19 protein-coding genes are annotated in these 19,746 nt (G+C 42.2%); 13 read left to right on the top strand and 6 right to left on the bottom strand.

The genetic code is table 11. The annotated features are described in order from the left end of the window. Positions 1-4 precede the first annotated feature (4 nt). Positions 5-697, bottom strand: a complete 693-nt coding sequence (gene pgl, locus GPUN_RS03040; protein ID WP_006003289.1) for a 6-phosphogluconolactonase — start codon at positions 695-697, stop codon at positions 5-7. A gap of 8 nt (positions 698-705) precedes the next feature. Next, entirely contained in the window at positions 706-2,199 is a 1,494-nt protein-coding gene (gene zwf, locus GPUN_RS03035) for a glucose-6-phosphate dehydrogenase (protein WP_006003287.1), read from the bottom strand. A gap of 381 nt (positions 2,200-2,580) precedes the next feature. On the opposite strand from zwf, the gene GPUN_RS03030 reads away from it, so the two are divergent. The 3 genes from GPUN_RS03030 to GPUN_RS03020 all read left to right on the top strand — a co-directional run bounded on the left by GPUN_RS03030 (position 2,581) and on the right by GPUN_RS03020 (position 6,347). After that, positions 2,581-3,432 (top strand): MurR/RpiR family transcriptional regulator, encoded by an 852-nt coding sequence (locus tag GPUN_RS03030; RefSeq protein WP_006003285.1) that lies wholly within the window; start codon positions 2,581-2,583, stop codon positions 3,430-3,432. A gap of 113 nt (positions 3,433-3,545) precedes the next feature. Further along, positions 3,546-4,982, top strand: coding sequence for a pyruvate kinase (gene pyk / locus GPUN_RS03025; protein WP_040520206.1), 1,437 nt, complete (start codon positions 3,546-3,548; stop codon positions 4,980-4,982). 177 nt (positions 4,983-5,159) lie between these two features. Beyond that, positions 5,160-6,347, top strand: a complete 1,188-nt coding sequence (locus GPUN_RS03020; protein ID WP_006003281.1) for a saccharopine dehydrogenase family protein — start codon at positions 5,160-5,162, stop codon at positions 6,345-6,347. A gap of 44 nt (positions 6,348-6,391) precedes the next feature. Here the strand turns inward: GPUN_RS03020 and GPUN_RS03015 are convergent, their stop codons facing one another. After that, the gene (locus GPUN_RS03015; RefSeq protein WP_006003280.1) at positions 6,392-6,943 is read right to left on the bottom strand and encodes an NAD(P)H nitroreductase; all 552 of its coding nucleotides are present in this window, start codon (positions 6,941-6,943) and stop codon (positions 6,392-6,394) included. Positions 6,944-7,518: 575 nt separating this feature from the next. On the opposite strand from GPUN_RS03015, the gene sppA reads away from it, so the two are divergent. Both sppA and GPUN_RS03000 read left to right on the top strand, forming a co-directional pair. Then, the gene (gene sppA, locus GPUN_RS03005; RefSeq protein WP_006003279.1) at positions 7,519-9,390 is read left to right on the top strand and encodes a signal peptide peptidase SppA; all 1,872 of its coding nucleotides are present in this window, start codon (positions 7,519-7,521) and stop codon (positions 9,388-9,390) included. A 99-nt stretch (positions 9,391-9,489) separates the two neighbouring features. Beyond that, entirely contained in the window at positions 9,490-9,996 is a 507-nt protein-coding gene (locus GPUN_RS03000) for a SprT-like domain-containing protein (protein WP_006003278.1), read from the top strand. On the opposite strand, the gene yfbV is transcribed toward GPUN_RS03000, so the two are convergent. Beyond that, positions 9,993-10,484, bottom strand: a complete 492-nt coding sequence (yfbV, locus tag GPUN_RS02995; protein WP_006003277.1) for a terminus macrodomain insulation protein YfbV — start codon at positions 10,482-10,484, stop codon at positions 9,993-9,995. The genes GPUN_RS03000 and yfbV overlap by 4 nt on opposite strands. Positions 10,485-10,771: 287 nt before the next feature. Between yfbV and trxB the strand changes: the two genes are divergently transcribed. The 4 genes from trxB (at position 10,772) to infA (ending at position 13,724) form a co-directional block, all read left to right on the top strand. Beyond that, positions 10,772-11,728, top strand: a complete 957-nt coding sequence (gene trxB / locus GPUN_RS02990) for a thioredoxin-disulfide reductase (RefSeq protein WP_006003276.1) — start codon at positions 10,772-10,774, stop codon at positions 11,726-11,728. 33 nt (positions 11,729-11,761) lie between these two features. After that, on the top strand, positions 11,762-12,493 hold the full coding sequence (gene aat / locus GPUN_RS02985) for a leucyl/phenylalanyl-tRNA--protein transferase (protein ID WP_006003275.1): 732 nt from the start codon (positions 11,762-11,764) through the stop codon (positions 12,491-12,493). A 66-nt stretch (positions 12,494-12,559) separates the two neighbouring features. Then, entirely contained in the window at positions 12,560-13,267 is a 708-nt protein-coding gene (locus tag GPUN_RS02980; RefSeq protein WP_006003274.1) for an arginyltransferase, read from the top strand. Positions 13,268-13,505: 238 nt separating this feature from the next. Then, positions 13,506-13,724 carry a translation initiation factor IF-1 gene (infA, locus tag GPUN_RS02975; protein WP_006003271.1) on the top strand — a complete coding sequence of 73 codons (219 nt, stop codon included), beginning with the start codon at positions 13,506-13,508 and terminating at the stop codon, positions 13,722-13,724. Between the two features lie 125 nt (positions 13,725-13,849). Here the strand turns inward: infA and clpA are convergent, their stop codons facing one another. Then, positions 13,850-16,123: an ATP-dependent Clp protease ATP-binding subunit ClpA gene (clpA, locus tag GPUN_RS02970; RefSeq protein WP_006003265.1), complete on the bottom strand. Its 2,274-nt coding sequence runs from the start codon at positions 16,121-16,123 to the stop codon at positions 13,850-13,852. Positions 16,124-16,131: 8 nt separating this feature from the next. Then, positions 16,132-16,452 (bottom strand): ATP-dependent Clp protease adapter ClpS, encoded by a 321-nt coding sequence (clpS, locus tag GPUN_RS02965; RefSeq protein ID WP_006003264.1) that lies wholly within the window; start codon positions 16,450-16,452, stop codon positions 16,132-16,134. Positions 16,453-16,710: 258 nt separating this feature from the next. Between clpS and cspD the strand changes: the two genes are divergently transcribed. From cspD to hflD, 4 genes are all read left to right on the top strand, one after another. Next, the gene (cspD, locus tag GPUN_RS02960) at positions 16,711-16,938 is read left to right on the top strand and encodes a cold shock domain-containing protein CspD (RefSeq protein WP_006003262.1); all 228 of its coding nucleotides are present in this window, start codon (positions 16,711-16,713) and stop codon (positions 16,936-16,938) included. A gap of 190 nt (positions 16,939-17,128) precedes the next feature. Further along, positions 17,129-17,797: a pseudouridine synthase gene (locus tag GPUN_RS02955; RefSeq protein ID WP_006003260.1), complete on the top strand. Its 669-nt coding sequence runs from the start codon at positions 17,129-17,131 to the stop codon at positions 17,795-17,797. Between the two features lie 117 nt (positions 17,798-17,914). Continuing rightward, positions 17,915-19,075, top strand: a complete 1,161-nt coding sequence (mnmA, locus tag GPUN_RS02950; protein WP_006003258.1) for a tRNA 2-thiouridine(34) synthase MnmA — start codon at positions 17,915-17,917, stop codon at positions 19,073-19,075. Positions 19,076-19,081: 6 nt separating this feature from the next. Further along, entirely contained in the window at positions 19,082-19,705 is a 624-nt protein-coding gene (hflD, locus tag GPUN_RS02945) for a high frequency lysogenization protein HflD (protein WP_006003257.1), read from the top strand. Positions 19,706-19,746 lie beyond the last annotated feature (41 nt).

Below are 19,746 nucleotides of genomic sequence, written 5' to 3'. Positions count from 1 at the left end.
TTCCTCACGGTGACCACATTAGATTAACATTAGCGTGCTGGCATACGGCTATTATGGGCTTCTCTAACTCGGAAAAGTTAGCTAAGGCATCGTCTAATATGGCTTTCTTCTTTGTGCCTGTTAAATGCAGAAAAACCTGCTTTGCATTTACAATTTTTGCCAACGACATAGACATCCGCTGATGCGGCGCGGTAGCGGGTGTTGTCGCAATTGCACTTAAGCTACGCGACAAATTCAAGCCTTCACTTATTTGCTCACTACAGGGGAAAAGCGAGGCGGTATGACCGTCTTCGCCCATGCCTAAAATCAAAACATCGAAAGACTCATCGATAGCATCTACACGTACACTTACCTCACGTTCTGCGTCTTGTGGATCTTTGTGCGAGGTTGTCAAGCTCACAAAAGTAGCTATCGAAGCTTTATTTAGCAATAAGTTTTCACGCACTAATTTCTCATTGCTGTCAGGATGACTCGCATTTACCCAACGTTCATCAGCAAGGGTGATCACTACCTTGTCCCAAGCTAGGTCTATCTGCGACAGCACCATAAATAGTGGTTTAGGTGTTGTTCCCCCACTTACCACAAGCGAAGCTCTGCCTTTTTCAACAATGGCCTTAGCTAGCGCCTCAATGATTCTTTTAGCAAATGCTTTCGTTAAATCATGTGCTGAGTCAAATTCATTTAATATCAGTGCCATAAATAGTCTTACTTCTTTCTCTTGATTTTACTTTCATACCAGTTACGTTCTTCACGCGCTAGTAAAGCGATAGAAGAAACAGGCCCCCACGTTCCAGCCTGATATGGTTCTGGCGGTTCATTGGTCTTGTTCCAGGCTGTCATAATAGAGTCGACCCATTTCCATGCCTGCTCTACTTCATCGCGTCTTACAAATAATGCTTGATTGCCTATCATTACCTCGAGCAAAAGCTTTTCGTAGGCGTCGGCAATTCTGCGATCGCCAAACTCTTCTGAAAAACTCAAATCAAGCTTGCTTTTTTGCAAGTCCATCGATCCTGAACTAGTTAAGCCCGGCACTTTATTCATCACCGTGACCTCAACGCCTTCTTCGGGCTGCAGCCTAATTACCAGTTTATTGGCAGGTAATGAGGCAAAACTATCGCTGAATAAATTATGCGGCTGACGCTTAAAATAAATGACGATTTCGCTTACTTTGGCCGGCAGACGTTTACCAGTGCGTAAATAGAACGGCACACCAGACCAGCGCCAGTTGTCTATTTCAGCCTTAATGGCCACGAACGTTTCGGTTTTACTTGTTTCAATGGCATCGGGCTCTTCTAAATACCCTGGCACTTCTTTACCAGCAACAAAGCCTAAGCCGTACTGACCGCGTACGGTTTTTTGAGCAACGTTACTTGCATCTATTGTGCGCAGCGCTTTCAATACTTTTAGTTTTTCGTCACGAATACTGTCTGCGTCTAGGGTGGTAGGTGGCTCCATCGCAATAAGCGACAGGATTTGTAGTAAATGGTTTTGCACCATATCGCGCATTTGACCTGCGCTGTCAAAATAACCCCAACGGCCTTCAATTCCGACCGACTCTGAGACACTAATTTGAACATGATCGATACAGTTATGATCCCAGTTCGTGGCGAAAATAGAGTTAGCAAATCGCAGTGCAATTAGATTAAGAACGGTTTCTTTGCCTAGGTAGTGATCAATTCGATAAATTTGACGCTCTTTAAAAAACTCAGCCACTTGATCATTGATAACCTCAGACGATTTAAAGTCATGCCCAATGGGTTTTTCCAGCACCACGCGTACCGTTTCGTCAATAATACCGGCTGCATCCATTCCTTTACAAATATCACCAAACAAAGACGGTGGTGTAGCAAAATAACATACCATCAATCTTTGCGAATCGACGTGCTCGCACAATTTTTTATAATCTTCGTGATTCACCATATTAATCATGGCGAAGTCGAGCCTTTTTGCAAAACGCTTCCACGTGTCTTCGCATATTTCTTCGCCTAAAAATTTGACGATGTTTTCACGCACTGTTTTAACAAACTTTGTGTTAGACAATGTCTGCCTAGCCACGCCCGTTATGGTGGTGCCTGCATGCAGTAAGTTTGCTTTGTCTAATTGATATAAAGAAGGCAGAAGCTTACGCCTCGCTAGGTCGCCTAGCGTACCAAACAAGACAAAGTCTATCGGTTCGTACTTTTTTTCTACAACCATTGTTCGCCTCAAATAAGGTAAGCGCTGTGAAAGATGTAACAACGCCATCATAATTAGTAATTGTAGGTGTAGTAAACTACAAATGTAGTAAAATTACAAATTAATTTCGTTATTTAGGCGTCAATGACATTTGCCTATACCACCGCATAAAACAGGCAAATACCCACAAAAAAAAATAAATAAAACTCATGTTTATCAATATTTTGAATATTTATCGCAGGATTTTTAAATAGTGTTAACTAGCCAAATAACAACCTAACTGGATGTTAGCACTTCTGTAAACTTTCAGTATTTTCGTCAAAAAATTACAACAAATATGACAAAAGCAAAAATTAGCTTTATCATAGCGCTCATTATCCATTTATTACATGTAGCAAAATGATGAATGTACTAGAAAAAATATCAAGTGATATGTCTGAGTTCAGTAAGTCTGAGAAAAAAGTAGCAGAAGTTATTTTAGCTAACCCACAGTCGGCTATTCATTCTAGCATTGCGACTTTAGCGAAGTTGTCCAATGTAAGTGAGCCTACCGTGAATCGCTTTTGCAGACGCTTAGATACCAAGGGCTATCCCGACTTTAAACTGCACTTAGCGCAAAGTCTCGCAAACGGCACACCTTATGTAAATAGGCACGTAGATGAATTTGACGGCCCTGCGGAATACACCAATAAAATTTTTGAATCTACTATGGCATCGCTTGAAGTAGCGCGCCAGTCAATAGATATTGCAATGGTAAACCGGGTGGTTGATTTGCTCACTCAAGCCAAAAAGATTTCTTTTTTTGGGCTCGGCGCATCTTCTTCGGTTGCCCATGACGCCGTCAATAAGTTTTTTCGCTTCAATGTGCCAGTCGTTTATTTTGAAGACATTCTAATGCAGCGAATGAGCTGTATGAATAGTACAGAAGGCGACGTAGTAATTTTTATTTCGCATACCGGGCGCACAAAAAGTTTGGTCGATGTAGCGCAAATAGCGCGCGCAAACGACGCCATGGTTATCGGTATTACCAGCGCCGACACACCCTTAGCCAAAGAATGTAACTATGTTTTATCTTTAGAAGTGCCAGAAGACACTGATCTGTATATGCCGATGGCCTCGCGAATAGCACAGTTGACGCTAATTGACGTGCTAGCCACAGGGTTTACTTTGCGCAGAGGCAATAAATTTAGAGAAAATCTGAAACGCCTAAAAGACACTTTGCGAAGTTCTAGATACGTGAAAGATAACCTGTAGAAAAGGCAAGCTGCAAAGTGCTGTAAAAAGATACGTAATACAATTTGTCTCCATTAAATCACATTAAATCATATTAAAAGAGAGCAAAAGCAATGTCTAGTAGAGCAAAAGCAATGTCTAGAAGAACAAAAATATTGGCTACGTTAGGACCCGCAACCGACTCAAGTCAAATGATAGAAGCCATAGTGAAAGCTGGGGCTAACGTTGTGCGCATGAACTTTTCTCACGGCAGCGCGCAAGATCATATAGAGCGCGCGAAGCGGGTTCGCGAGGTAGCTAAAAAATTAGGCGTTTATGTGGGAATATTAGGTGATTTACAAGGTCCCAAAATACGCGTGTCACGCTTTATAAATGACTCCGTGGTATTGATGATGGGCCAAAAATTTGTATTAGATGCTGAACTCGGCAAATTTGACGGCACCGAAACCTCCGTTGGTATAGATTATAAGGCCCTTCCTGATGATGTAAAAAAAGACGATATCTTATTGCTCGACGACGGCCGTATTCAGCTTAAAGTCATCTCGATTGATGGTCGAAAAGTCCACACCGAAGTTACAGTGCCCGGCAAGCTGTCAAATAACAAAGGTATCAACAGACTCGGCGGCGGACTGTCAGCGCAAGCGCTTACCGAAAAAGACAAAGAAGATATAAAAACCGCAGCGTTGATGGATGTCGACTATTTAGCGATTTCATTTCCACGTTCAGGCGCAGACCTTGACTACGCTCGAAGCTTGGCAGAAGCTGCTGGCTGCTTTGCTAAAATATGCGCAAAGGTTGAGCGGGCTGAAACAGTTGCGTCCGACGAAGCGATTGACGATATCATCAGCGCTTCAGACGCGGTGATGGTTGCTCGCGGTGATTTAGGCGTTGAAATTGGTGACGCTGAGCTAGTTGGGGTACAGAAAAAACTAATTTCACGTTCTCGTCAGCTTAATAAAATAGTGATTACCGCGACACAAATGATGGAATCGATGATTGAAAGCCCAATGCCCACAAGGGCTGAAGTTATGGATGTAGCAAACGCAGTTTTAGACGGTACCGATGCGGTAATGCTATCGGCTGAAACCGCCGCAGGCAAATTCCCCGTAGAAACCGTTGCCGCCATGGCACGAGTGTGTTTAGGCGCTGAGACTCACTCAAGCGTAAAAATATCAAAGCATAGGATGGCTGAAAACTTTCAGGATGTAAGTGAAACATTGGCAATGTCGGCAGTGTATGCGGCAAACCACTTGCCCAGTATTAAAGCCATTGTTGGCTTAACCGAAAGCGGCACTACGCCAAAGCTCATGTCGAGACTTACCACAGGCCTACCCATTATTGCCATGTCTCGTCATATTCGCATTCTAAATGTGATGTCTTTATATCGCGGCGTCACGCCGATTTATTTTGATTCTACAGACTGCCTACCTGGTTTTTTAACCCGCGAAGTGGTGGAAGTCTTGAGAGAAAATAATATTTTAAATGTAGGTGATAAGTTTATTTTGACCTATGGCGATCAAATGGAAACCGTTGGTGCAACTAACGTGTGTAAAATAGTCACCGTATCGTAAAGTCATAGCCGTCGTTACAGGCTAAAAAAGGATTGAAATATTCAAAATATGCCTTAGCTACGAATGTTGATCAATGGTTGATATGCATGTATCAAATAAAGTAATTATCTTTTTTATAGCGTGTTCGTGTACCTTTTATGTAGCGCTTAATTTACACATTACCTTAAGGAAAATACAATGAGTGAACATCCTCAATACGACATAATTGTTTTTGGCAGCACCGGCTTTACCGGGCGCTTAGTCGCACAATATTTGCAAAAGACCTACAGCATAAATAAAAACAATGAAATAAAGTGGGCAATGGCGGGGCGCAGCCAAGAAAAACTTGAAAGTGTGCGAGACGAAATGCACATAAGCAAAGACATAGACCTCATTATCGCAGACAGCAATAATGAACAAAGCATGCAGTCTTTGGTTAAACGAACGAAAGTCGTTTTAACCACCGTTGGACCTTATCAAATATATGGTGAAAAACTATTAAAAGCATGTGTAGATGCCGGCACCGGCTACGTCGATTTGTGCGGCGAACCTGCTTGGATGCATCAGATGATTGCTAAATATCAAAGCGCTGCAAAAGAAACAGGCGCTGTTATTGTGTTTTCTTGTGGCTTCGATTCAGTCCCATTTGACCTAGGTGTGTACCACCTTCAAGGCCATGTAGAACAAGTTGCCGGCAGCACCTTAAACTACGTCAAAGGCCGCGTTAGAAAAATGCAGGGGACATTTTCGGGCGGCACAGCAGCAAGTTTAAAAGCTACTATTGTGGCCGCTAAGCAAGATAAAAGCATAATGCAGGCGCTGATTAATCCCTACTCTTTAGCCACGTCTGAAGTATTAGTAGAGCAGCCGCGCGGCGATAAACCTTATTTTGATGAGTCACTGCAGTCATGGGCAGCGCCTTTTATTATGGCCGCTATTAACACCAAAAACGTGCATCGCTCAAACTATTTACTCGACTATGCCTATGGTAAAATGTTTAAGTACGATGAAATGATGCTAACAGGATCCGGTGATAAAGGTGAAGCGATTGCTAATCATGTTGCAAATGATAAATCACTAGGCGGTAAAGATGGTCCTAAACCAGGTGAAGGACCAAGCGCCGATGAGCGAGAAAATGGCTTCTATGATATTTTATTTATAGGTGACCATGAAAATGGTGAAACTTACAGCGCAAGCGTTGCTGGTTATTTAGATCCTGGATATGGCTCAACCTCACGCATGATTAGCGAAAGCGCAATTTGCCTTGGGCAACTTCAAGACGGCCTAGCAGGAGGGTTTTACACCAGCGCCTCTGCACTAGGAAATGCGCTAATCGAACGCTTAGAAAAATATGCTGGGCTGGTTTTTAAAATTGAGAGTGCTTAAACACCTATATTGTTTCAAAGCCCGGGAATAGAACGACGACTAATCTAAGTCCATGTCTCAACAAACTTAGCCGTGTCTCGTGGTTTACGCGGCATTGCTTTTAACGGTGTAGTGCCTAAATATAAGAAGCCTAAAATTTCATCTTCTTGTTTGCAATCCATTGCGACTTTAACATCGTGGTTTTGTGCGTACCAACCTGTACGCCAAATACCCTGAAAGCCTTGCGCTATAGCAGCCATCTGCATCGCTTGAACAGCGCAAGCAGTGGAGGCAATCTGCTCTACTCTTGGCACGCTTTCATCTTGCGTATAGTTGCAAATTGCCACGATTACCATGGGCGCACGCATCGGCAAAGCAGGTGCGCGCTCGATAGACTCGGGGCTTGAATTTTTCTTTATCGCCGCTTGTTCAAAAATACTGCCCAATTTACGCAAGCCTTCGTCAGCGCACACAATAAAGCGCCATGGCGACAATAATTTGTGATCAGGCGCACACAGCCCGGCTTGTAAAATATTATTAAGGGCTTCACCGCTTGGTGCGGGTGCTTGAAGTCGAGGCTGTGAAGTTCTGTTAAGTAACAGTTCTAGTGCTTGCATAAGCTGTCCTTGAAAATCTAGAAGGATGATCGTTGCTGTCGTTGTAAGCGTAAAACGCTAACAATAAACATTCAACGCTAATATTATCGTTTGATTGTATATTTAATACAACGGCGGTAAAACCTATACGAAAATTTTTTTAAAATAGATTCTACGATCAGGACATCAGTCAAAGTAAAACATGACAACAAACTTTACATAGAATGCCGATAAGCCATGATCAGTACAAAAAAAGTGTGGGTATACAATGGCACGAGCGTTGCAAAATATAATGCGAAAACATCGGCCTAAAGTGCGGTATTATAAGCATAAAGCGGCTTTGTTGATGACTTTGGCTAACAACGATCATAGTATAATAGCATATGTCTTAAAAGTGTGGCTCCATCCCATGAACACAAGTCCCAATGATAAAGCACCCTTGAGTTTAAAAAAATAAAAAATACTAGCAACATAAAAATTAGGTGTAATGGCATCTAATTCATACAAGTAATAACAACTTATTACAAATTAACATTGTGTATCTATTCCCTGTTTTTAGTAGACTACACATCTAAAGAAAATAAAAGGTAACGTTAATGTCAGGAAAAAGTAGTTTCACCAAGTCGTTGTTTGTAGGGATTTGGAATGGACTTAACTTCGGCCGCCGCTTGCTGTTGAATATTTTGTTTTTAATTATCATTATTGCGATAGTAGTGGGTATTTCTACCTCCGGTTCACAAAAACCGGTGGTCGCCAAAAATAGTGCGCTTATGTTGAATCTTTCTGGCAATCTAGTGATTCAAAAGACATGGGTAGATCCAGCTGAATTGTTCATTTCACAAATAACGGGACAAGGTCAAGACGAGCAAGAGATTCTACTTCGAGACCTTATCAACGTGATTGAAAATGCAGCTAAAGATGAACGTATTGGCGCTATTGTGTTAGATCTTGATGGTTTTGGCGGCGGCGGCATGGACAAGCTTAAGCAAGTAGGTGAGGCTTTGCAGGCTTTTAAAACCTCAGGCAAACCTATTTATGCCATTGGTGACTACTTTGGACGGGCGCAGTATTATTTAGCTAGTCATGCAGACAATGTATACGTGCACCCAATGGGAGCTTTGCTAATGGAAGGCTATACACGTTACGGAACCTACTTCGCTGAAGCTTTAGAAAAACTTAAAGTGTCGACTCACGTTTTTAAAGTAGGTAAATTCAAGTCTGCGGTTGAACCTTATTTGCGCAACACTATGTCGCCTGAAGCAAAGCTTGCAAACGAGGCATGGTTAAATGAAATGTGGAGCATGTTCAAGGCAGATGTTGCGGCCTCACGCGGCTTTGACGAGCAAAACTTTGATGAAACATTTGATGAATTACTGACCAAATTTAGCGCCGTCAACGGTGACTTTGCACAATATGCACTGGCTAACAATTGGGTCGATGGATTGAGAACACGGGCACAGTTTCGCAGTGAGTTAGTCGAGCTATTAGGCGCAGCTAAAGAGGGCGAAACGTTTAATCAAGTGAGCTACAAGGCATATTCAAAGCTACTTAAACCTGCTTTTCCTAGGTCTAATCACAGCGGCGGTGACAAAGTCGCAGTGATTGTTGCAAAAGGCAATATTATGGACGGCAAACAAGACCCTGGTGCTATAGGCGGCGATAGCACAGCACAGTTGCTGCGTAAAGCGCGCAACAACGACAGTGTTAAAGCGGTTGTACTGCAGGTAGACTCGGGCGGGGGTAGCGCTTTTGCATCTGAGGTAATTCGCCAAGAAGTTGAGTTATTGAAAGCCGCCGGTAAACCAGTTGTAGCCTCTATGAGCAGCGTGGCTGCATCAGGCGGATACTGGATTTCAGTAAGTGCAAATAGAATATTTGCCGAACCTAGCACGATTACGGGCTCAATTGGCATTTTTGGACTACTCGCCACATTTGAAAACTCCTTCAACTACTTAGGCGTGAATAGCGATGGAGTCTCAACTAACGAACTTGTTGGTATGTCGGTTAACCGTCCCTTGGCTGAAGGTTATAAAGCATTACTACAAATGAACATAGAACGTGGATATGAGCGCTTTATTACACTCGTAGCACAAGAACGCGGTATGACCCTTGAAGAGGTCGACAATGTTGCGCAAGGCCGCGTATGGTTAGGCACTCAAGCACTCGAGCTTGGCCTGGTTGATGAGCTTGGCGGTCTTGAAGAAGCCGTAGCATATGCTGCTCAACTGGCTGAACTGGAAGACTTTTCACAAATTTATCTTCAACGCGAGCTAAGCGATGACGAAAAAATGTGGGCTAATTTGCTGAATAATGCCAGCGCCCTTATGTCGGGTTTAAAGATTAATTATAAGCCAAGTCCACTGATGCAGTTAGCCAAACAAGTCGAAGCGCAAACTGCGTTTATGAGCAAATTAAACGACCCAATGGCTACATATGCGATTTGTATCGAATGTACGATGGTTGAATAAATACGCCTCTAAATAAAACTTGAAAAGAGCCTATTTTACAGGCTCTTTTTTTAATAAGTACTGACTATTCTTTTTTACCTAAAGTCTGTTATCTAAAAAATGCTAGCAATTACCTTACAACACACCGCACAGGCTAGACTAAACGAGCTATTTAATACTGCTGTAAAGAAAATCGCTGTGCGCCATACTGCAGACTTATTTACACAGCCAAGCTTGATGTTTACGCAAAGAGGTAAAATAGCAGCAAGTGCCCTCCTTCAAAAAAATATTATAAAAATCAATCCAATTCTATATGCGCAAAACACAAACTATTTTATATCGCATACTATTGCGCACGAGTTAGCCCATATTATGGTTTATCAGCTATACGGATTAACCGCAAAACCTCACGGTCTACAGTGGCAAAAAATCATGCTGGAGATATTTGACGTGCCGCCTAAAGTGACGCATACACTAGATGTAAGCGCCGTGGCTATGCGCGAAGTAATCTATAAATGTGTATGCAAGGTAATACCGCTATCGCTTATTAGGCACAACAAAGTAGTAAGAGGAAAACAATCATATGTGTGCAGAAAGTGCAAAACCGTTTTAACACAATTACACTAGAACAAGTTTTTAGTGAACGCCTTATCAAGCTCTTTAAACGCGGTGCGAAGCAACACGGCGAGTTCTTTGAACGTAGGCTTTGCGCTTTGACGCTGAAGTTGACAGCCCTGCTGCTGCATTTTGGCATAAAGATCTTTGTACCAATTGCTTATTTGAGGAGGTAAAACCTGCTCGCTTCTGTGGCCTAACCACAAAATACCTTGAAGAGGTAAGCTCAAAAAGAAAATACCAAAAGTGATCGCCTGTACCAAGGCCTCTAAGCCCAAGTATTGAAGCTGCATGGCGACAACAATAACCGCAATTGCTGGCATCACCTTCATACCAAACTTGGTAGCGGCAATAATTCTGCAGTCAGGGAATAACGCATAAAGCTGTTTTTGCATAGGCCAAATACGCATGTACTCTTGGCCCGATTTTAAATATGTAACCATTTTTTTCATCGCTAAAAAGCCAATATCGTTGGAAATCCACAAAATTAATATTAGCATAAAAGCAAGGCTTTACGATAAACAAAAAAAATTAATGCTTGCTAATGTGTAAATAATACTATTTGACAGACTAGACCTTCATTTAACGCTGCAATCTATCATTGACACAGTCATATGTGTGGGGGCCTGACTCATCCAGAAACGTAGCGATTAAATGCAAACAGCCCAATTAAAAAACACATTAATTGCGTAATATAGTAGAATTAGGAATAACAAACCGCATTGAAATAATCGTCATCGCCCGCATATAAAAACTCGTATTAGAGTGACACACATTGGAGAGATAAATGGCTATAATCAGACACGTGCCCCTACTTATTTTGGGCTCAGGTCCAGCCGGATACACCGCTGCGGTTTACGCAGCGCGCGCTAACCTTAAACCCGTATTAATCACCGGCAGTCAGCAAGGCGGACAGTTAACCACTACCACCGAAGTAGAAAACTGGCCAGGAGACCCTGACGATTTAACCGGTCCTGATTTAATGATACGTATGCAAAAACACGCCGAAAAATTCGATACTGAATTTATTTACGATCACATCGTTAAAACAGACTTGAGCAAGCGTCCATACAGGCTTATTGGCGAAAACGCCGAGTATACCTGCGATGCACTTATTATTTGCACAGGTGCATCAGCAAAATATTTAGGCTTGCCCAGCGAAGAAGCCTTCATGGGTCGTGGCGTAAGTGCTTGTGCAACCTGCGACGGCTTTTTCTATCGCAATCAAAAGGTAGTGGTGGTAGGCGGCGGTAATACGGCGGTTGAAGAAGCCTTGTATCTATCTAACATAGCCAGTGAAGTACACGTCATTCACAGACGCGAAACCTTCCGCAGTGAAAAAATACTCATAGCGCGCTTACTCGAAAAAGTAAAAAACGGCAACGTAACCTTACATTTGAATAAAACTTTAGAAGAAATTGTGGGTGATAATGCCGGTGTAACTGGCGTTATCATTAAAGATACACAAAACAGCGATGTGACCAATATTGACGCAATGGGCGTGTTTATAGCCATTGGGCATTCACCTAACACCGACATTTTTACAGGCGAATTAGACATGAAAGGCGGCTACATAATTGTTAACAGTGGTTTACACGGTAACGCAACACAAACCAGCGTACCCGGCGTATTTGCCGCAGGTGATGTAAGTGATCATATATACCGTCAGGCCATAACGTCCGCTGGTACAGGCTGTATGGCCGCGCTTGACGCTGAGAAATACTTGGACGCGCTTGAAAAATAAACCACAAGGCGCAAGTGCTTTGAAAATAAGCCTATGATAGAGTTATTTAAGCTAAACCATACGCTTTCTTTTCCGGCGTTAGAGCTTGCGCTTGATGAGCCCAACGGTCTGCTTGCCTTTGGAGGCGACTTATCGCCAGCTAGGCTAATTAGTGCATACAAACGAGGAATCTTTCCTTGGTATAATGCACATGAGCCGATTTTATGGTGGTCGCCTTCACCACGAGCAATTATTCGAACAGAACATTTTAAAGCCAATAAAAGCTTACGTAAAAGCATACGTAAACATGGCTATACCGCGAGTTTAAACACGCGCTTTAATGACGTTATTGAGCATTGCTCAAGCGTACAGCGCCACGATCTTAATAATATTCAAGCGTCTGAAGATTCTATTTCAAGCAACACCTGGATAAGCCCAGACATGCTAAATGCCTACAAAGCACTGCATCAAAAGGGTTATGCCCATTCTGTTGAAATAACAAACGGCAGCGGTGAGCTGGTAGGCGGATTATATGGTGTAGTGGTAAGCGGTATTTTTTGCGGTGAGTCAATGTTTCATTTGCAAACAGATGCTAGCAAAGCAGCTTTTTTAGCACTTTGTACGCATATGAAGATGCATAATTTGCTTATAATAGACTGCCAATTAGTTAATCCGCATTTAGAAAAGCTTGGCTGTGTCGCTATTGACCGCAGTGAATTTATAGATTTATTATGCCAGCATCAACAAACTGTAGACTGTTGGCAAGTTCAATCCTTAAGGTTATGATAGTGGCGATCGTAATCAGCACAAAATACATATATAAAGTGAGTTTCTAACGGTGAAGTTATTAATATGAAGTTTGGTGTAACCCAATCTTTTGAATGCAGTTATATTGCCAATAGACAGGAACAGCTGCTTGTTTGTATGGAAGATCCCACCGATCTTTACAACAATTATCCGCTGCTGATACAAGCTGGATTCAGGCGCAGTGGCGAGCAGCTATATAGACCCAATTGCAAAACATGCACTGCGTGCGAATCGCTAAGAGTACCAGTAGCAGATTTTACGGCCAGTAGAAGCCAAAAACGCGTGGTAAACAAAAACAAAAATGTAGTAATAAAAGTTCTCGAGGGTGAACGTGACGATTATTATTCACTGTATGAAAAATATATTAATATTGCCCATAAAGATGGTGCAATGTTCCCTCCTTCTTATGAGCAGTATCGCAGTTTTGTCCACTGCCATTGGCAATCTCCTATTTTTATAGAAGGTAGAATAGACGGCAAATTGGTAGGGGTGGCGGTTACCGACAAGTTAACGTCGGGTTTATCAGCTCTATATACTTTTTTTGACCCTAACATGGGCAAGCAATCGCTAGGCACCTATTTTATTTTACAGCAAATAAAGCTGTGTCAAGAACTTGAGTTGCAGTACTTATATCTTGGCTATCAAATAGACGAATGCAATAAAATGAATTACAAGAACAAGTTCTATCCCCATGAACGTCACCAGCAAAATAAGTGGCTTAAATACGATAGTAAATACCCCATAAGTGAATAGGCATGGAACTTTACAGCAATCCTGATGCTCGTTTAATGCTTATTTTAGATAATAACTATAACAGGATTATCTTTACTATTACCCGTTTTTCGCGTATCGTTCGCGCGTCTGTATTTTGCGCCATTGATATACCTCGGTATATAGGCAAAGTGTGTGAACGGATTATGAACACATAGCAAAACTACTTAAGCATATCACTAGCAACATTATTTATAATAAACCGAGGTTACCCACTTAGATGGCAAAAGAAGATTGTATTGAAATGGAAGGTACCGTGCAAGACACACTTCCTAACACCATGTTTCGCGTAGAGTTAGAAAATGGACACGTCGTTACTGCGCACATCTCTGGAAAGATGCGCAAAAACTACATCCGTATACTTACCGGTGACAAGGTAACCGTCGAAATGACGCCTTACGACCTTAGCAAAGGCCGCATAATATACCGTGCTCGCTAATACGTAAATGCGTAGCCAGTAGGGCTAATTAGGTGGATTAGGCTTAGTGGTCATCAAGGCCTACAAATTACTCAAAAAAAACGCTGTCATATTGACAGCGTTTTTTGTTTTAGCCTTCAAATTGTTTACACTTCTTCACTCTTAGCGCTTTCGACCTTATTATAGGTAAAAGTCAACTTTTTATCTTTAAGTCCTACTTCAACTTCACCACCGTTAGCTAGAGTACCAAACAGAAGCTGCGATGCCAGTTCACGCTTTAACTCTTCTTGAATTAAACGCGCCATAGGTCTTGCACCCATCGATTTATCATAACCTTTCTCAGCCATATACTCGCGTGCTTGGTCAGTCACTTCTAAGGAAACGCCTTTAGCGTCTAACTGCGCTTGGAGTTCAATAATAAACTTGTCAACAACCTGCATAATGACTTGTTCATCTAAGTGATTAAACCACACAATACTATCAAGTCGGTTTCTAAACTCAGGCGTAAACGTTTTGTTTATTTCAACCATTGCATCACTGCTGTGGTCCTGCTGCTTGAAGCCCATAGACTTGCGTACTGTGGCCTGTACACCGGCATTAGTGGTCATTACCAGCACAACATTTCTAAAATCTACCTTACGGCCATTGTTGTCGGTTAGTGTGCCATGGTCCATCACCTGTAGCAGTATATTGTAAATATCGCTGTGCGCTTTCTCCATTTCGTCTAACAACACCACACAGTATGGGTTTTTAATAACCGCGTCAGTTAGCATTCCGCCTTGCTCATAACCAACATAACCAGGAGGCGCGCCTATTAAGCGGCTAACAGCATGACGCTCCATATACTCTGACATATCAAAGCGCACTAGCTCAACCCCCATTATTTTGGCCAACTGCTGCGTCACTTCGGTTTTACCTACACCTGTTGGACCTGCAAATAGAAAGTTACCAATTGGTTTTGTTTCATTGCCTAAACCAGAGCGCGATAGTTGAATGGCGGAGGACATTTGCTCAATGGCTTCGTCTTGACCAAACACCACCATCTTCAAATTACGACTTAAGTTCTTAAGTACCGACTTATCTGATGCCGACACTGATTTTTCAGGTATGCGCGCTATTTTAGATATTATCAGCTCTATGTCTGACACATTAATGGTCTTTTTACGCTTCGATGGTGGCAACAAACGCTGGCTAGCACCCGCTTCGTCAATTACATCTATTGCTTTATCTGGCAATTTACGCTCATTAATATATTTCGCAGATAGTTCTGCGGCCGCTTGCAACGCTTTTTGCGTAAAGCGCACACTATGATGCTCTTCATAACGTGACTTAAGCCCCATTAATATTTTAGTGGTGTCGCTAACACTAGGCTCTGCCACATCAATTTTTTGGAATCGTCTAGCAAGTGCTCTGTCTTTTTCAAAAATGCCTTGATATTCTTTGTAAGTGGTAGAACCCATGCAGCGCAACTCACCACTACTTAATTTCGGCTTGAGTAAGTTCGAGGCGTCCATAACACCGCCAGAGGCTGCACCCGCTCCAATAATAGTGTGAATTTCATCGATAAACAAAATGGCATCACGGTCTTTACTTAGCTCGTTTAAAATACCCTTAAGACGTTTCTCGAAATCACCGCGGTATTTAGTACCTGCCAACAGCGCACCTAAGTCTAGTGAATAAATAGTGCTTTGAGCAATAACCTCAGGCACATCGTCGTTTACTATCCTAAACGCTAGTCCTTCTGCAATGGCTGTTTTACCAACACCTGCTTCACCCACTAGTAAAGGATTGTTTTTTCGGCGTCTGCACAAAATTTGAATACTGCGTTCAACTTCCATATCTCGGCCAATGAGAGGATCAATCTTGCCTTCTTTAGCGGCAATATTCAGATTGCTTGCATATTTTGACAGCATTGATTGATTCTCTTCGCTCTCGCTACCCGCCTCTTCATTCATTTTTTGAGAAGGCGTATCTTCATCTGGGTTTTTACTCACACCGTGAGAAATGAAGTTAACTACGTCTAATCGAGTCACGTCGGCTTTTTTAAGTATGTAGACAGCCTGCGATTCTTGCTCACTAAAAATGGCTACGAGCACGTTCGCACCTGTAACTTCGCCCTTACCCGAAGATTGAACATGAAACACTGCCCGTTGTAAAACGCGCTGAAAGCCTAATGTCGGCTGTGTTTCGCGATCAGCAGCGTCGTTTTCGCCTAACAAGGGCGTGGTTTCATTTACAAAGACGCTCAGCTCTGTGCGTAATAAATCTATTTTCGCACCACAAGCCTTTAAGGCCTCGCTCGCCGCGACATTGTCAAGTAGCAACAGTAGAAGATGTTCTACCGTCATAAACTCGTGACGTTGTTGGCGCGCAAAAACAAATGCTTCGTTAAGCGTTTGCTCTAAATCTTTATTTAACATATGTACCCCTATTGCGCTGGTTCCATCGAGCACATCAATGGATGTTGATGTTTTCGAGCATATTGATTCACTTGCATGACTTTCGTTTCTGCAATCTCTGCACTGTATATGCCACAGACTGCTTTTCCTTGATAATGTATGGTTAACATTATCTGATTTGCTTTTTCGATGTCCATAGCAAAAAAGGTCGCTAGTATTTCCACAACAAAATCCATTGGCGTATAGTCATCGTTATTTAGCATGACTTTGTACATTGGTGGAGGCGATGTTTTCTGGCGTTGCTTGTCGAGCTGCTTCTCACGCTCTATATTTATAATATCTTTACTCATAATTACTTATAATAGAAAACTGTAGCTTAGGACCACAGATTTAGTTATTTATTCAGATTTAGCTATTCATTTGGATTCTTATGAGTTTATTCAATGATAAGCTCGATATTTACTTGACAAAATCCGCTTTAAATTACTACTCTAGTTTATAAGTGATAACTTAGTTGCGTACCATACATCACTTTATCACTCATTCTTCTTAGCTAGAATGGTTATGGAGACGAACAGTAAATATTTCAAGGAATAGGAAGTACGACGATGGCAGTTGGTAAAGTAAAGTGGTTCAATAATGCGAAGGGTTTCGGCTTTATAGTCCCAGAAGATGGAGGAGACGATATCTTTGCGCATTATTCAACTATTCAGATGGACGGTTATCGATCACTGAAAGCCGGACAGGAAGTTAGCTATGAAGTACAAGAAGGTCCTAAAGGTTTGCACGCTGAAAACATTGGCTTGCCCGATAGCGACCAAGAGCCTGAGAGATAACGAATAAGAGTTAGCCTCACCCATCTGTGTACATCTGAGCTTGAACTGTGGGATAAGATAGCTTACAAGTCCAGCAAGACTCTTACCTTATGCAAAGTGATAGCTTACTTTGAAAAGCAAGTTTAACCCTGCTTTTTTTATGGTCGCTATATATAGAATATAGTCTACTTAATTATGTTATATTAATCTAATGAACCCTGAGCAAAAGAGCAAAAAGCCTTTTTACAAAATGTCAGCGACCGCGCCTCAAAAAGCATCCTCGCGCGAAAAGAGTAATCATCCTGCACGCAGCAAAATAGCAGCTGACTGTAAATCTTTTACAACGGTTCTATTCAACAAACCTTTTAACGTGCTGTGTCAATTTACCGACGAAAATGACCGAACCACCCTTAAAGATTTTATTGATATACCTAACATATACGCCGCAGGCCGGCTTGACTTTGACAGCGAAGGCTTATTATTGCTCACAAATGACGGCGCACTTGCTAATAAAATCACGTCACCCAAGCATAAAACCAATAAAACGTACTGGGCACAAGTAGAAGGGGTCCCTAGCAAGGAAGATATACATCGCTTAGCGAAAGGTGTGCAGCTAAAAGATGGTATAACGGCACCAGCAAAAATCAACATTATGCGTGCACCAAATATCTGGGATCGAAATCCACCTATTCGACAACGCAAGCACATTCCTACAGCATGGCTATCAATCACCATTAGTGAAGGCAGAAACCGGCAGGTAAGACGAATGACAGCTCACATTGGACACCCAACGCTACGGCTAATTCGCTACGCCATAGGAAAGTGGACTTTAGACGGAGTTGACAACGGTGAGTATTTAACAATTTCAGGGGATGGCTAAAGGTAAGAGATTTGCTATACTTGTGTGATAACTACGTATTGCCTAAAGCTACATACAGCTATGTCGTTTTATCGGCTAACACCGTCTAATCTACCATTGAGCTTATACTCGTAAATTATGCAAAAAATCAATCATCATTTATCAAAACCTGCTGGTGAAACTAAAGTAATTGTCGGCATGTCTGGCGGGGTCGACTCGTCGGTATCTGCCTTATTATTGCAGCAGCAAGGCTTCATAGTAGAAGGTTTGTTTATGAAAAATTGGGAAGAAGATGACAATGAAGAATACTGCGCCGCCGCCCAAGACTTAGCCGATGCACAGGCAGTAGCCGACAAGCTTGGCATTTATTTACATACCATTAATTTTGCGGCTGAATATTGGGACCGCGTGTTTGAATATTTTTTAGAAGAATATAAAGCAGGCAGAACCCCCAATCCCGATATAATGTGTAATAAAGAAATTAAATTCAAAGCCTTTTTAGAATTTGCCGCTGAAGATTTAGGCGCTGACTATATTGCTACCGGCCACTATACCCAGCGCAGACTTGTAGACGACAAATGGCAAATGGTACGCGGCGCTGACGACAATAAAGACCAAAGCTATTTTCTATACACATTAAGCCACGAACATATTGCCAAAACCTTATTTCCTATTGGACACTTACCTAAACCAGAAGTAAGAGAAATAGCCAAAAAACACGACTTACTGACCCACAATAAAAAAGACAGCACCGGCATATGTTTTATAGGTGAGCGTAAATTCAACGACTTTTTGTCACAGTATTTACCCGCAACCCCCGGCCTTATTGAAACCATCGACGGTGAAGAGATTGGTAAGCACAACGGCCTCATGTATCACACGCTAGGCCAGCGTAAAGGGCTACTGATTGGGGGCAAAAAAGAGCACGGTGAAGAGCCATGGTACGTAGTTGAAAAAGATATTTCCCGCAATGTGCTTATTGTGGCGCAAGGCAGTGATCATGAAAGCTTATATTCAAATGGCCTGATTGCCACACAACTGCACTTTGTAGAACAAGTGCAGCCTAGCAAAGCCATGCACATAACGGTAAAAACTAGGTATCGGCAAAGCGATATTCCCTGCGAGTATATTCCAAATGGCGATGGCACCGCGAAGGTCATGTTTGCGACACCACAAAAGGCGGTTACGCCAGGTCAGTCTGCTGTATTTTATAAAAACGATGTGTGTTTAGGAGGCGGCATTATTGATGGCTACTTCAAAACAGATGACAAAAACCAAGAACAACTAAAGCGCGCCTAATCCTATATGACTACACAATTTGAAGAGCAACAATTAGCCCTTGCGGGAGTTTGCCAAAGCGCGAGTTTAGTGCAAAGCATTGCGCGTAAAGGCGAAGCCGACAAGAGCGCGGTAGAAGCCAGTTTGTCGAGTATTTTAGTTACTTCTCCTGACAATACCCAGCAAGTATTTGGCGCATTGCCAAATTTACGATTAGGCTTTACCACGCTGGTAAAACAAATAGACTCTAATAATAAACTCAAAGACGCAGAACTAACTCGCTATATTGCCTCTATTTTGAGTTTAGAACGTAAACTGAGCCGTCAGACAAAGGCCATGGATGACCTGAGCCAGAGAGTATCTCATGTGCAACGTCAGCTTGATCATGTCGATTTTGAAAATTATCAAATCATCACCAATTTAGCCTCTATTTACACCGATGTCGTAAGCTCGCTTGCGCCTAAAATTCAAATAGCGGGTAATCCTCAATATTTAAGCGTTGAGAATAATCAAAAAAAGATAAGAGCCCTTCTGTTAGCCGGCGTGAGAGCGGCTGTACTGTGGCGTCAGTTAGGTGGAAAGCGCCGACATATTTTATTAAATAGAAAAGCGCTTTTAGAAAGTGCACAAAGCGCAGTTAGAGCAATGTAGTCAGCGATATAAGCAACAATACAGCTGTTTTCGCAGCGTAA

This window comes from Glaciecola punicea ACAM 611 (genome assembly GCF_000252165.1).
Classification (GTDB): domain Bacteria; phylum Pseudomonadota; class Gammaproteobacteria; order Enterobacterales; family Alteromonadaceae; genus Glaciecola; species Glaciecola punicea.
Note: the sequence above shows the minus strand (reverse complement) of the source record. Positions and strands in the feature narration are given on the sequence as shown.

What these genes read in the sequence shown, in the direction of transcription:
- GPUN_RS03020 (WP_006003281.1), top strand. Translation starts at nt 5,160, where the DNA reads ATGAGTGAACATCCTCAATACGACATAATTGTTTTTGGCAGCACCGGC.
- GPUN_RS02980 (WP_006003274.1), top strand. Translation starts at nt 12,560, where the DNA reads ATGAAGTTTGGTGTAACCCAATCTTTTGAATGCAGTTATATTGCCAAT.
- GPUN_RS03000 (WP_006003278.1), top strand. Translation starts at nt 9,490, where the DNA reads ATGCTAGCAATTACCTTACAACACACCGCACAGGCTAGACTAAACGAG.
- GPUN_RS02955 (WP_006003260.1), top strand. Translation starts at nt 17,129, where the DNA reads ATGAACCCTGAGCAAAAGAGCAAAAAGCCTTTTTACAAAATGTCAGCG.
- clpA (WP_006003265.1), bottom strand. Translation starts at nt 16,123, where the DNA reads ATGTTAAATAAAGATTTAGAGCAAACGCTTAACGAAGCATTTGTTTTT.
- clpS (WP_006003264.1), bottom strand. Translation starts at nt 16,452, where the DNA reads ATGAGTAAAGATATTATAAATATAGAGCGTGAGAAGCAGCTCGACAAG.
- pyk (WP_040520206.1), top strand. Translation starts at nt 3,546, where the DNA reads ATGTCTAGAAGAACAAAAATATTGGCTACGTTAGGACCCGCAACCGAC.
- trxB (WP_006003276.1), top strand. Translation starts at nt 10,772, where the DNA reads ATGGCTATAATCAGACACGTGCCCCTACTTATTTTGGGCTCAGGTCCA.
- sppA (WP_006003279.1), top strand. Translation starts at nt 7,519, where the DNA reads ATGTCAGGAAAAAGTAGTTTCACCAAGTCGTTGTTTGTAGGGATTTGG.
- cspD (WP_006003262.1), top strand. Translation starts at nt 16,711, where the DNA reads ATGGCAGTTGGTAAAGTAAAGTGGTTCAATAATGCGAAGGGTTTCGGC.
- mnmA (WP_006003258.1), top strand. Translation starts at nt 17,915, where the DNA reads ATGCAAAAAATCAATCATCATTTATCAAAACCTGCTGGTGAAACTAAA.
- GPUN_RS03015 (WP_006003280.1), bottom strand. Translation starts at nt 6,943, where the DNA reads ATGCAAGCACTAGAACTGTTACTTAACAGAACTTCACAGCCTCGACTT.
- pgl (WP_006003289.1), bottom strand. Translation starts at nt 697, where the DNA reads ATGGCACTGATATTAAATGAATTTGACTCAGCACATGATTTAACGAAA.
- aat (WP_006003275.1), top strand. Translation starts at nt 11,762, where the DNA reads ATGATAGAGTTATTTAAGCTAAACCATACGCTTTCTTTTCCGGCGTTA.
- hflD (WP_006003257.1), top strand. Translation starts at nt 19,082, where the DNA reads ATGACTACACAATTTGAAGAGCAACAATTAGCCCTTGCGGGAGTTTGC.
- infA (WP_006003271.1), top strand. Translation starts at nt 13,506, where the DNA reads ATGGCAAAAGAAGATTGTATTGAAATGGAAGGTACCGTGCAAGACACA.
- GPUN_RS03030 (WP_006003285.1), top strand. Translation starts at nt 2,581, where the DNA reads ATGAATGTACTAGAAAAAATATCAAGTGATATGTCTGAGTTCAGTAAG.
- zwf (WP_006003287.1), bottom strand. Translation starts at nt 2,199, where the DNA reads ATGGTTGTAGAAAAAAAGTACGAACCGATAGACTTTGTCTTGTTTGGT.
- yfbV (WP_006003277.1), bottom strand. Translation starts at nt 10,484, where the DNA reads ATGCTAATATTAATTTTGTGGATTTCCAACGATATTGGCTTTTTAGCG.